Source organism: Aquimarina longa SW024, assembly GCF_001401755.1.
Classification (GTDB): domain Bacteria; phylum Bacteroidota; class Bacteroidia; order Flavobacteriales; family Flavobacteriaceae; genus Aquimarina; species Aquimarina longa.
The window spans coordinates 182,970-195,007 of sequence record NZ_AVQK01000015.1; the positions used below are offsets into that span (position 1 = coordinate 182,970).

Genomic DNA, 12,038 nt, shown 5'->3' on the forward strand with positions numbered 1-12,038 from the left:
CAGATAGTTTACAAACAGAATTAGATATTGCGGGGCTTGTTCCTAGTCTGGGTGAGATTGTTGATTTAGCAAATGGTATATCATTAGCAAGAGGAAACTATGGCGATGCAGCACTTAGTTTTGCGGCAATGGTAACAGGATTTGGAGTTGTTGCTACCATTACAAAGCAGTCAAAAAACTAAAAAAAGCAGTTGATGATAAAGGAATTTATGACCTTATTATTAAAAATGCTAGTGATCTAGAACAGATGTATATAGGGCAGTAAGAGAATATCTTTAAAAGATTCAAGAGATATTTTGGTAAAAGTGATAAACTTAGGACAAAAAACAGAGGAAGTAATAGGGGGGTGATCCATAAAATGGCAGGTTCTACGAAATTAGAGCGTGAAATTTATGAGCAGTTTATTCTTAGAGAAATATGGAGGTGTTATAAAAGAGAAAAGTATATTTAAAAAACTTCTAAATAAAGTTAATCCCGTTGGTGGTAGATTTAAAGCTTATAAACTCCAGAGGTAATAACGAAATTCAATAATAAGGCAATTGAGATAGCAAAACGATATGATTTACTAACAGAATAGATCAAAGGATTTTAAAGAAGAGTGAATATATTACTATAAAGGAAGGGTGGGATTTTACTGTTATCGATGGGATGATGAATGAAAAACCATTGATGGGGCACATAAATTTTTCTTACAATCGTTTTAGTAATACCATAAAATATTCGTGGTGTCTGCATATTGCAATACCTTTGTAACCAGAGGAAACTAACGAAAAGGGATGGTAAATAATTTAATTACTACGCAATCCTGCTATCAACTTAAAGATAATCTTATTTCAGAAATTGAAAAACGGGCCACTGTTCATTATGTAGCGCATTATTTCCACGATAATTTTTTTGATGTGTACATGTATATTGATAAGCCTAAGGGAGTGTATAAATACTTACAGACTCAAAACAGATCATCCCAATAGTAGCAGAGGTTTTGGTTATGAGATTAATAAGGATACAAATTAGGAAAATGTAAACTTTCTTTTGAATATGGAAAAATAAAACGCTAAACAAGTTAGAACTGCTGAATTTGGTCCTGAAGTTATTATCTTTACTCAGAGAGAATCAATAATGAAGAAAGATCATGAGGTATGATTCTGAAAAAGATGATTTCTAGACAACCTTCGGGGAAATTATACCCTAGATGGGGAAGTTGACTACCTTAGGGCAAGCCCACGAGCCATCCAGCGGAAACCCAATTTTGGGATTTCTAGGCGAGCCTCGGAGAATTAAACCCCACAATGTGGATTAACATAAAAAGCTTTATAAATGAAAGAAACCTTAGTTGTTGCGCTAATCCAATCTCATCTAGCATGGGAAAATCCAGTGCATAATCGAGCAAATTTTACTCAAAAAATTAATTCGATATCATCAAAAGTAGATTTAATTATATTGCCAGAAATGTTTACTACAGGATTTACTATGAATGCTGTTGAGGTAGCCGAAACGATGGAAGGAAATACATTGCAATGGTTAACAAAAATGGCTAAAAAAGTAGATTGTGCGATTACAGGAAGTCTGATTATTAAAGAAGAGGAGAACTATTATAATCGCTTGATATTTATGTTTCCCAATGGCTCTTATGAGATGTATGATAAGCATCAATTATTTACATTAGCAAAGGAAGAAGAGGTATATTCGGCAGGACAAAAAGAGTTGATTGTTGACTATAAAGGATGGAAAATAAAACCTTTAATCTGTTATGACCTGAGGTTTCCTGTTTGGGCAAGAAATACTGCGGATTATGATGTATTACTATATGTAGCTAGTTGGCCAAAAGTTAGAATAAGTGCTTGGGATACATTACTTAAAGCCAGAGCAATCGAAAATATGTGTTACTGTATAGGGGTAAATCGCATCGGTTTGGATGGTAAAGGTTTTGAATATAATGGTCATTCTGATGTGTATGATGTTCTTGGAAATTCAGTATTAGGGGAAATTCCTATTGAAAAAGAACTGATTTTATATACAACATTAGAGAGATCTCATATCAAAAAAATGAGAGAGAAATTTTCTTTTTTAAAAGATAGAGATGACTTTCAATTACTCTTTTAGTATAAAAGTTTGTTTTATTTCCCAATTGGCTCTTACATCAATAGGTTCAGAAAAATAACGAATCTCTTCCGGTTGTATCCCTTTTAAGAAATTACCGGTATCCCATTTATTATTGTTGTTATGATCGAAAACTACCCTAATATAATATTTGTTTGGATCAAGATGGTCAAAAACTAAAGTTTTCTGGCTGTTTACTGTTTTTTCTGAGATTACCTTTTCTTTCTCATCTGTAACCTGTACCAAAACAGGATATGTTTTTACGTTTTCGAGAGTTAAGAAAATAGTCCCATAATCGGTTAGTTTTTTAGTTCCAAAATTGATGGTTATGGTATCATTAGTATTGCCAATAAAATCTTTTATCGCTTCTGGTAGAAATTGTAAACTATAAGTATTGCTTTCTGATTTTTCAAAATTAAGCGTTGCTTTATTTGTAGTTTTATCTAATGCTATCGAAAAGGGAACTTCTAAGGTATCTTTATCAGTTAAAGAAACCAGTTGTTCATTAATGCTGTCTAAAGCGGTATTTGCAGAAAAAATAAAATCCTTATTAAGAGCAAGGCTTGATCCAATATCTGATGACATCACAAGAGAATCCTTATATTGATCTTTAAACCTAGTGATTAATGTATCTCGATACTTTTTAGTGTTAGTCACTTCAAACAGTAGTGAATCGGCTTCAAAAAATGGTCTGAACCAATAATGTAATGTATCTGTTTCTTTATCCGGAAATATTCGAGATTCGAATGTATCAGGTGTTTCACTAAGCAATTTAATTCTCATACTATCTCTGATTCCTTCATAGGGAAAGATAAATTTGTTTTTTGAAACTTGTTTTGGTCTGAGTGCTTTAAAATCAAGTACTTCTTTAAAAATATTTAGATTGAAAACCTTAGCAGTATCTTCAGGAAGTGTAACGATCTCTTCATAAAACCCTATCTTATCTAATCTAGGTTCGTACGTGTAGTTGTTAGAAGCATCTTCTAAAGCAATAAGTTTAAATTTTCCTTCTTTAAGATTATGTAGACTAAAAGCGGTACTGTCTAATGTATTGGTAATATATCTAGGAACGGTTTTATATACTAATGAATCGGTATAATCGTCATTAACCTCATATAATGCTACGGTGATGTATGTATTGGGATTTTTTTGAACAGCATCACTAATAGAGCCTTTTATACTTAAAGAATCAAGAGAATTTCCTGTAGAAAAAACATATGTAAAAAAAGGATTTGGGTTTCCTTCATTATTATCTACTACACTTTCTCCAAAGTTAATGCTATAGGTTGTATTTTCTAATAATGTATCTAAAAATTTGATTTTGATGTATTTACTTGCTCCTCCCAGAGGTGTAATAGTTGGTTTAGGATCCATAGGAGGGGATACAATTATTTGTTTTTGTGGGTCTTTCAATTTTATATATTCATCAAAATATATTCGGATCTCGTTTGCATCAAAATTTGTAGAAAAATTAGGAGGGAAAGCTTTTGTGAAAACAGGAGGAGTCTCATCTTTAGATCCACCAGTTATCGAACCTTTTTTGGCACAATTAGTTACCATGATTAGCAAAATCAAAGTAAGCAATGCCATATTTATTTTTTTACTCATATCTCCACAATAGTTTTAAAACACAAAGAAACAATTATATTTAAAATACAGAAAACATAATGAAACTCTATTTATAAGTACGCATTCAAAAAATCATACGGTTATTGCCATTGTAGCAATACTTATTTTAATACCAGATATAGGTTTTAGAGCATTTACACACGATTCAATAGTAGCTCCTGTAGTCACAATATCATCGACTAACAAAATATGTTTGTTTATAAGTAAAGACTCATTTTGAGTATCAAATGTTTCAACGGTATTTGTCCATCTATTAAATCTCCCACGTTTGGATTGTTTTTTTGTATAAGATTTTTTTTTCAATACAGAATTGATGTATTCTGCATTGAGTTTTTTCGCAATTTCAATTCCGAATTTTTCTACCTGATTATATCCTCTTTCTTGCAATCTTTTTTTATGTAGTGGTACTGGTACTATAAAATCAATAGATTTATAATCACGTATTTGGGATAGTTCTCGACCTAACCATTTTCCGAGTTCTTCTCCTATTTCTTCTTGCCCTCTATACTTTAGATTATGAATTAAATTTTGAACAAGGCTGTCTTTATGAAATATAAATAGAGAAGTAGCGTTTTCTATTTTGATACGACCATAAAATACTTTTTCAATTTTTTTTGCGTTTACGTTATGAAAATTGCCAAGAGGGAGTTCGTGTCTGCAATAAGTGCAAAGTATTCTTTCATTTTTATGCAGAGGATTATTGCATGCAGCGCAATGTATTGGATAGAATAGATATGCTAAGTCTCTTAGCATTTTACTAATGGAGATTAACATTAATTATTATATTTTAGCGATTAAAATAACCATCAAAATTTTAAATTTTAATTATGACAACTCAAAACAATAATTTGACCCTTAAAATTCTTATAGGTGTTCTAGGAGCATTATTACTTATTCTGGGTATCTTTACGTATAAATTTTATAACGAAGAGAAGCAAAATAAAGCAATTCTGCAACAAGAAAAAGATCTTATTGAGAGTGAATTAGGAGAATTGATTACAAAATATGACAATGCTATTGCTCTTAATGAAGTAATGGATGATCACTTACTTAAAGCTAAAGAGCGTATTGTAGTTTTATTAGATAGTGTTAAAGATAACGATGCTAATTTAGCTTTGATTTCTCGTTACAGAAGAGAAGTCGGGAAACTTAAAAAAGAACGTGAAAGATTATTTAAGTTAGCAGATAGTCTAACAGTAGCAAATACTCAGTTGACTACAGATCTTGATAGTACAGCTACAGCACTTAATCAAAGAATTGTTTTCTCAGATTCATTACAGACACAGAATAGTAAACTAGCAGAAATTGTAGAAAGAGGTTCTGCTCTTACTGCAGCAAATATAAAAGCAGAAGGAGTACGTGTACGTAATAGTGGTAAAATCACAGGAGCTACTAAAGCTAGTAGAGCAGAAAAAATAAGAGTTTGTTTTACACTTTCGCCAAATAAGTTGACAAAGAAAGGGGATAAAGATCTTTTTGTACAGGTGATTAACCCCGAAAACAATTTAATAGGAGATAAAGTATCAGTAAACTTTAATGATGCTGTACTTACGTATAGTGGTCGTAATAAGGTGTTCTATGAAAATGAAGCTTTAGATGTTTGTGTACTGGTTGATGCAGTAAAAGGAGAACTAGTTAAAGGAAATTACGTAGTAAACCTATTCTCTGGACCAAAAATGATTTCTAATACTCAGTTTGAGTTAAGATAATTTTTTAATATAAAACTAGAAAACCGCCATATTTTTAACAATATGGCGGTTTTTTTATGCTTTTTCTAGAAATCGCATTCTCTAGTTATTAATTAGGTAAATTCATTTTCAATTCATTTAAATTCGATTATTTTTGTGCAATGGCAAAGCAAGAAGATAAATTTAAAAAGGTTATAGCTCATGCAAAAGAGTATGGGTATATTTTTGGTTCTAGTGAGATCTATGATGGGTTAAGCGCAGTATATGATTATGGTCAGAATGGTGTAGAACTTAAAAAAAATATTAGAGAATACTGGTGGAAAAGTATGGTACATATGCACCAGAATATTGTAGGCCTTGATTCAGCAATATTTATGCACCCCACAACTTGGAAAGCTTCAGGACATGTGGATGCTTTTAGTGACCCGCTGATTGATAATAAAGATTCTAAAAAAAGATATAGAGCGGATGTACTTATAGAAGACTATGCAGAAAAGCTATACCAAAAAGCACAAAAAGAGATTACTAAAGCCAAAAAACGTTTTGGAGATGCTTTTGATGAAGCACAATTTGTAGCTACGAATCCAAGAGTTGTAAAATATCTTTCTCAAAAAGAAGAGGTTGTAAAACGTATGGCAAAATCTTTAGAAAATGAAGATCTTGCTGATGTAAAAGCATTAATAGAAGAATTAGGTATTGCAGACCCAGATACAGGTTCTAAAAACTGGACAGAAGTACGACAGTTTAATCTTATGTTTGGAACCAAATTAGGAGCATCTGCAGACTCAGCAACCGATTTATTCTTAAGACCAGAAACAGCTCAGGGGATTTTTGTAAACTTTTTGAACGTTCAGAAATCTGGACGAATGAAAATACCATTCGGAATTGCCCAAACCGGAAAAGCGTTTAGGAATGAAATTGTAGCACGTCAATTTATTTTTAGAATGCGAGAATTCGAACAAATGGAAATGCAGTTTTTTGTTCGCCCTGGGGAAGAAATGAAATGGTATGAGTATTGGAAAGAAACTCGATTGAATTGGCACTTATCATTAGGGCTGGGGAAAGAAAATTACCGTTTTCATGATCATGATAAATTAGCGCATTATGCGAATGCTGCAGCTGATATAGAATTTGATTTTCCATTTGGATTTAAAGAATTAGAAGGGATTCATTCCAGAACTGATTTTGATCTTAAAGCACACGAGGAGTATTCTGGAAAAAAATTACAGTTTTTTGATCCCGAATTAAAAGAAAGCTATGTGCCTTATGTGGTAGAAACCTCAGTAGGATTAGATAGAATGTTTCTAGCAGTATTCTCTACAGCATTGCAGGATGAAGAATTAGAAGATGGTACCAGTAGAGTAGTATTAAAACTTCCTGCAGTTGTAGCACCGATAAAAGCAGCCATACTTCCTTTGGTGAAAAAAGATGGTTTACCAGAGATAGCACAGCAGATCGTAGATGATCTAAAATGGAAATTTAATGTTATCTATGATGAAAAAGATGCTATAGGACGTCGTTATAGAAGGCAAGATGCTAACGGAACACCGTTTTGTATAACCGTAGATCATGATACAATAAATGATCAAACCGTTACCATACGAGATCGTGATACGATGGAGCAGAAGCGAGTTCCTATTGTAGAATTAAAAGCAATTATCTCAGAAAAAACAGACGCTGAATATTGGTTGAAATAATATAGAAAACAGCAATTTTTTTATAAAAGCTGTCTGTAATAAGACAGCTTTTTGGTTTTCAATAAGTTTTGATGCAATAAAAGAATGCCTGTGATTCATCCTAATTTCTTTCTATAAGTTATATTTTTACTAAAAATTTAAATCTAATATTCAATGAAAATTGCTTCTTACAATGTAAATGGAATCAGAGCTGCATTAAAAAAAGGTTTTATAGAATGGTTACAACAAGCTAACCCTGATGTAATCTGTCTTCAGGAGATAAAAGCAACTAAAGAACAATTAGACCTAGATATATTCGCAGAAGCAGGATATCCTTATAATTATTGGTATAGCGCTCAGAAAAAAGGATATAGTGGTGTAGCGATTTTGTCAAAAATAAAGCCAGATCATATAGAATATGGTACAGGAATAGATTATATGGATTTTGAAGGTCGTAACCTAAGAGCAGATTTTAATGGAGTATCAGTAATGAGCCTTTATTTGCCTAGTGGTACTAATATAGAACGATTAGAACATAAGCTGAAATATATGGCAGATTTTCAGACCTATATAAATGACTTGAAGAAAGAATATCCCAATCTTGTCATACTAGGAGATTACAATATCTGTCATCAAGCAATAGATATTCATGATCCAGTACGTAATAAAAAGGTATCGGGATTTTTACCAGTAGAGCGAGAATGGATAGGAGATTTTATGGATAGCGGTTTTATTGATTCATTTAGGTATTTTAATACAGAACCACATCAATATTCTTGGTGGAGCTATAGAGCAAATGCTAGAGCAAATAATAAAGGATGGCGATTAGATTATGGGATGGTATCTAAACCCTTACAAGATAAACTAAAAAGAGCCGTTATTTTATCAGAAGCTAAACATAGTGATCACTGTCCTATTGTTGTCGAACTGGGGATTTAATTTTTCTTTGAGAAGTTAAGTTCTTCAAGTTTTGTGCTCAAAATCAAACTATTTTTTCAGTAAGTATATCTCTTAGGTTTGCTTCTATGGTATTGATTTTTTATAAATAGAATAACCCCATAAATATTATAAAATGATAAAAAAAATTGTATTGATTATAGCTATCGGTACCTTTATGACCTCTTGTGTAACTACAAAAGTATATAAAGAATTAGAAAATAAATATGCACGTCTTAAGCGGGATCACCGTAAAATGGAAGATGAACTATCTACATTAACAACGGTAAGTACTACTGATAAAAAAACGTTAGAAGAATTAGAGGCAGCATATCAAAAACTCAAAGCAGAGAAGGATGACCTACAAGGGCATTATAACGCTACTCTAGCGAATTATGAGAACTTAAAAGACTCATACGATGCATTAGAAAAAAATAGCTCTGCGGCTATTGCTGCCAATAGTAAGAAAAACAGAGAATTATTAGCACAGTTAGAAAGTAAGGAACGTGATTTGATTGCAGAACGTAATCGTTTGGATGCCCTAAAAAGAGATTTAGCCTTACGTTCTAAACGGGTAGATGAATTAGAAGGATTAATAGCTGCGAAAGATGCTAAAATGCAAGCTTTAAAGACAGCCATATCCAAAGCACTACGTAATTTTGAAGGTAAAGGACTTACGGTAGAAGAACGTAATGGTAAAGTATATATCTCTATGGAGAATAAATTATTATTTCAGTCAGGGAGTTGGGCTGTAGGAGTACAAGGACAAAAAGCGGTCAAACAATTGGGTCGTGTACTTGCAGATAATAAGGATATAGTCGTTTTAATAGAAGGACATACTGATAATGATCCGTATATCGGTACGACACAACTTGCAGGTAATTGGGATTTATCTACCAAAAGAGCTACTGCAATTGTAACTATTTTGCTACAAAATAAGGAGATCGATCCGCAAAACCTTACCGCAGCAGGGAGAGGAGAGTTTGCACCTGTAGCGTCTAATGATACTAATGAAGGAAAAAGTAAAAATAGACGTATTGAAGTAATTTTAACTCCAAAATTGGATGAAATTACGAAGCTATTGAATGATGATATGTAACTTCATAAGTTATTGGAAAGCAAAATAGCGGCTCCTAGATTCAGAAGCCGCTATTTTTATTTATAAACTATAAAGCTTTTTTATTCTTATAAGGTATTTAAAATATCGTCAATAGCTTTTGTATTATCTTTATCAAGGCTTTCTTTTACTTTATTCAATACATTTTGAAATTTCTCAATAACTTTTTCAGTTTGTCCTTTATTCAATGGAATACGTCTACCTGTAGAAGTCAGTAAAATAAAATCATAAAATTCTACAGGAACAGAAGTATCTCGTTTTCTCTGGAAAGAAGTAGTACCATTTTCTTTTACAATTGAGATAACATTACCATTAGCAATTACTTTATCTGTTTTTTTACTTATTTCTGTTGCTAAACTATATAAATCTGTAAATTGTGCATTACTTTCTGCCCAATCCTGACCAGAATTATCTGAGGGTTGAGCTTGAGCGGTTAATCCTGCGCCTAGCACGAATAGAAGTAGAAATAATTTTTTCATAATGTTTGGGTTAAATAATATATTAAAAATTTTATAGGTTAATTATATTGGTTATCAGAACGTAATAAAAATTATTTTATTGTTAAAATAACCTTAAAAATCGACTCAAAATAGGCAATTTATTTGATAAAAACCAAAAAGCATGCCACGAATTTATATATAAAATTTAGAGGTATGATAGAGTTTTGACAAACGAATAAGAAAAGAATTCTGTTGAATACGATTATAGATGAAACTTTTCTATACAAATACTTGATAATGAGTTTTTAGTTTGATTTATTTTTTTTGAATTATATGTAACATTTGGATATAGGTGGTATTAAAGCTTTAAAATTAGGAAGTCAAAAGATGATAATGAATAAGATCCTATATAAACCAAACTAAATATTTAATTTTGTACCATACAATATTGTATGTTCTTTGTAAAATCTGTACTCCATAGTTTTTGAATTAATACTTAATTTTTAAAACTATAAATAATGAATTGGAAAATTCAAAAACTATTGAATGGTGAGACAATTGTCTCCAAAGAATCAGGTAATTCTATGTTACCTATCTTAAGATCAAAACAACCGATACTTCTTGAACCAGTAATCTGGGAAAGCTGTGAAGTTGGAGATATTGTTTTTTGTAAAGTAAAAGGAAACTGTTTTACACATTTGGTTAAAGCTAAAAATAGTAAACGAGGATTGTTGATCGGTAATAACCGAGGTCGCCTAAATGGGTCGCCTAAAAATGTATATGGCAAAGTGATTGAGATATTATCAAAGCCATAATAATAGCGCTAAGAGCGCTTTTTTTGTTTTATCTGAATAAAAACCGCTCTCATTTTTTGTTAAAAAGACGGATAAAACTTAAAAATAGGTCTTTCACTAACTCAAAACAACCGTTTATACATTATGAGTGTTATAAAATGATATTATACTATATCTTTGAGTAAACAGGTATATACCTTATATAATAAAAAACTATATTTTTTTATTTAAGAAAATGTTAGAGTCTTTGAATTTGACTTAAGAATAAAGGGTTTTATAACAATCGCCATAGTTTTAATTCTCTTTTTTTTAAAATCTTGAAAATCATAATTAATTTTTGTTTAAGTAGACTCTTGGTTTTAAGGTGTATAGGCGTGTGGACTTTTGATTATTTTATAATTGATTACGCACGATAAAAATTATTTTTAGGTTAATTAAAACGGATGCGGCAATAGGGGGTTGTGTCCGTTTTTTGTTTTATGCAATTTTGATTTTAAAAGCATTCAAAAAGCAAGCAGAGTTTTTTTAGGTAAATTATATATCAGTTTTTCATGATAGGTTTATATATTTGGATAAAATAATTAATAATTTCCGAAATAAATCTCGGAAAGTTACCCTCTTAATGAGAAATTAAATTAAAAAAGATGTATAGATTTTATATATTATTTGCAAGTTTGTCTACAATTATAGGAGTTTCTTGTAAAGGAGATTCAGAAAAAAAAGAAGGAAATAAACAAGATGAAATTATAGAAGAAGTAAAGAACCAATTTGATGATAAAAAACCTTCAACATCAAATTCTACTTCAACAACAAATTTTACTTTAGTAGCACTAGAATATATTGTTAAGGATTTTATGAGTTGTAAAGCTCAGGCTGTGGGTCGTAATGATTGCAGAAGCCGTATCTCTAAGGTTATTAGTGAGAAACATAATTTATCAGAGTTTAAAGATGCTAAATTAGGATATGTTATTTATGATAGTATACGACCTATCATAGAAAGATCAAATGATTGGAAAAGTATCGGTACTGCTATCGATCAAGATGTGTTAGATCATGCTTTGGAACATACTAATAAAGGAGGATTGTCCTTAGTAATAGATACTTCAACAACTTATGGTCATGTAGTAATGCTACTTTCTGGAGAGGCTAAAAAATCAAATTCTTGGGGTTTAAAACTACCTAAAGTATTGTCTCTGGTTAATTATAAACCAGAAAAATCATTTCATGATAAGTCATTATCATATGCAATGAATAAAAGTGAAGATCTACAGGTATATATCAGGAAATAGGCACTTCTTTTTAAAATAAATTTAGAAAAATACTACAAAAAAGAAAAGAGTATTAGAATTCTCTAATACTCTCTTTGGTGGTTACAAAAATATAAGTTGGCTACTATAGTTTTAACTATGTTATAAATATGAGTTTTGTGTATAATAGCAATTCTTAATTTAGGGTATATGTATGGTTGGTTTATAATACTATAAGAAAAAACTGTTCCATAAATTTAAAAACTAAACAATACATGTTCAATGTATTGTTTTTCAGTGGTTTAATTGTTTTAGCAGTTTTGTTGACTTATCATAAAGTTGTTGACTATATGATCTTTACTGTAGATATTTTCCACACTTTTAAAATATAAATGAAGTGATAGCTTGTAT

Annotated in this window: 10 protein-coding genes; 7 read left to right on the forward strand and 3 right to left on the reverse strand. The window is 31.0% G+C overall.

What is annotated here, in order from left to right; translation table 11 throughout:
* The first annotated feature begins 1,317 nt into the window (after positions 1-1,317).
* Positions 1,318-2,103, forward strand: a complete 786-nt coding sequence (locus N456_RS03390; RefSeq protein ID WP_062053902.1) for a nitrilase family protein — start codon at positions 1,318-1,320, stop codon at positions 2,101-2,103.
* Here N456_RS03390 and N456_RS03395 read toward each other — a convergent pair.
* Both N456_RS03395 and N456_RS03400 read right to left on the reverse strand, forming a co-directional pair.
* Positions 2,092-3,708 (reverse strand): Ig-like domain-containing domain, encoded by a 1,617-nt coding sequence (locus N456_RS03395; protein WP_082422413.1) that lies wholly within the window; start codon positions 3,706-3,708, stop codon positions 2,092-2,094. The two genes, N456_RS03390 and N456_RS03395, sit on opposite strands and share 12 nt — an antisense overlap.
* A gap of 93 nt (positions 3,709-3,801) precedes the next feature.
* Complete coding sequence (locus N456_RS03400) at positions 3,802-4,482, reverse strand: ComF family protein (protein WP_062054028.1); 681 nt, start codon at positions 4,480-4,482, stop codon at positions 3,802-3,804.
* A gap of 74 nt (positions 4,483-4,556) precedes the next feature.
* On the opposite strand from N456_RS03400, the gene N456_RS03405 reads away from it, so the two are divergent.
* The 4 genes from N456_RS03405 (at position 4,557) to N456_RS03420 (ending at position 9,128) form a co-directional block, all read left to right on the forward strand.
* Positions 4,557-5,438 (forward strand): hypothetical protein, encoded by an 882-nt coding sequence (locus tag N456_RS03405; protein WP_062053904.1) that lies wholly within the window; start codon positions 4,557-4,559, stop codon positions 5,436-5,438.
* 140 nt (positions 5,439-5,578) lie between these two features.
* Positions 5,579-7,114, forward strand: coding sequence for a glycine--tRNA ligase (locus N456_RS03410; RefSeq protein WP_062053906.1), 1,536 nt, complete (start codon positions 5,579-5,581; stop codon positions 7,112-7,114).
* Between the two features lie 153 nt (positions 7,115-7,267).
* Positions 7,268-8,032, forward strand: coding sequence for an exodeoxyribonuclease III (locus N456_RS03415; RefSeq protein ID WP_062053908.1), 765 nt, complete (start codon positions 7,268-7,270; stop codon positions 8,030-8,032).
* 133 nt (positions 8,033-8,165) lie between these two features.
* Positions 8,166-9,128 (forward strand): OmpA/MotB family protein, encoded by a 963-nt coding sequence (locus N456_RS03420; RefSeq protein ID WP_062053910.1) that lies wholly within the window; start codon positions 8,166-8,168, stop codon positions 9,126-9,128.
* Positions 9,129-9,214: 86 nt separating this feature from the next.
* On the opposite strand, the gene N456_RS03425 is transcribed toward N456_RS03420, so the two are convergent.
* Positions 9,215-9,625 (reverse strand): hypothetical protein, encoded by a 411-nt coding sequence (locus tag N456_RS03425; protein WP_062053911.1) that lies wholly within the window; start codon positions 9,623-9,625, stop codon positions 9,215-9,217.
* A gap of 479 nt (positions 9,626-10,104) precedes the next feature.
* On the opposite strand from N456_RS03425, the gene N456_RS03430 reads away from it, so the two are divergent.
* Together N456_RS03430 and N456_RS03435 are read left to right on the forward strand one after the other, a co-directional pair.
* Positions 10,105-10,401, forward strand: a complete 297-nt coding sequence (locus N456_RS03430; protein WP_062053913.1) for a hypothetical protein — start codon at positions 10,105-10,107, stop codon at positions 10,399-10,401.
* 623 nt (positions 10,402-11,024) lie between these two features.
* Positions 11,025-11,669 carry a hypothetical protein gene (locus N456_RS03435; RefSeq protein ID WP_062053915.1) on the forward strand — a complete coding sequence of 215 codons (645 nt, stop codon included), beginning with the start codon at positions 11,025-11,027 and terminating at the stop codon, positions 11,667-11,669.
* Positions 11,670-12,038 lie beyond the last annotated feature (369 nt).

What these genes read in the sequence shown, in the direction of transcription:
- N456_RS03415 (WP_062053908.1), top strand. Translation starts at nt 7,268, where the DNA reads ATGAAAATTGCTTCTTACAATGTAAATGGAATCAGAGCTGCATTAAAA.
- N456_RS03420 (WP_062053910.1), top strand. Translation starts at nt 8,166, where the DNA reads ATGATAAAAAAAATTGTATTGATTATAGCTATCGGTACCTTTATGACC.
- N456_RS03405 (WP_062053904.1), top strand. Translation starts at nt 4,557, where the DNA reads ATGACAACTCAAAACAATAATTTGACCCTTAAAATTCTTATAGGTGTT.
- N456_RS03390 (WP_062053902.1), top strand. Translation starts at nt 1,318, where the DNA reads ATGAAAGAAACCTTAGTTGTTGCGCTAATCCAATCTCATCTAGCATGG.
- N456_RS03400 (WP_062054028.1), bottom strand. Translation starts at nt 4,482, where the DNA reads ATGCTAAGAGACTTAGCATATCTATTCTATCCAATACATTGCGCTGCA.
- N456_RS03425 (WP_062053911.1), bottom strand. Translation starts at nt 9,625, where the DNA reads ATGAAAAAATTATTTCTACTTCTATTCGTGCTAGGCGCAGGATTAACC.
- N456_RS03435 (WP_062053915.1), top strand. Translation starts at nt 11,025, where the DNA reads ATGTATAGATTTTATATATTATTTGCAAGTTTGTCTACAATTATAGGA.
- N456_RS03410 (WP_062053906.1), top strand. Translation starts at nt 5,579, where the DNA reads ATGGCAAAGCAAGAAGATAAATTTAAAAAGGTTATAGCTCATGCAAAA.
- N456_RS03430 (WP_062053913.1), top strand. Translation starts at nt 10,105, where the DNA reads ATGAATTGGAAAATTCAAAAACTATTGAATGGTGAGACAATTGTCTCC.
- N456_RS03395 (WP_082422413.1), bottom strand. Translation starts at nt 3,708, where the DNA reads ATGAGTAAAAAAATAAATATGGCATTGCTTACTTTGATTTTGCTAATC.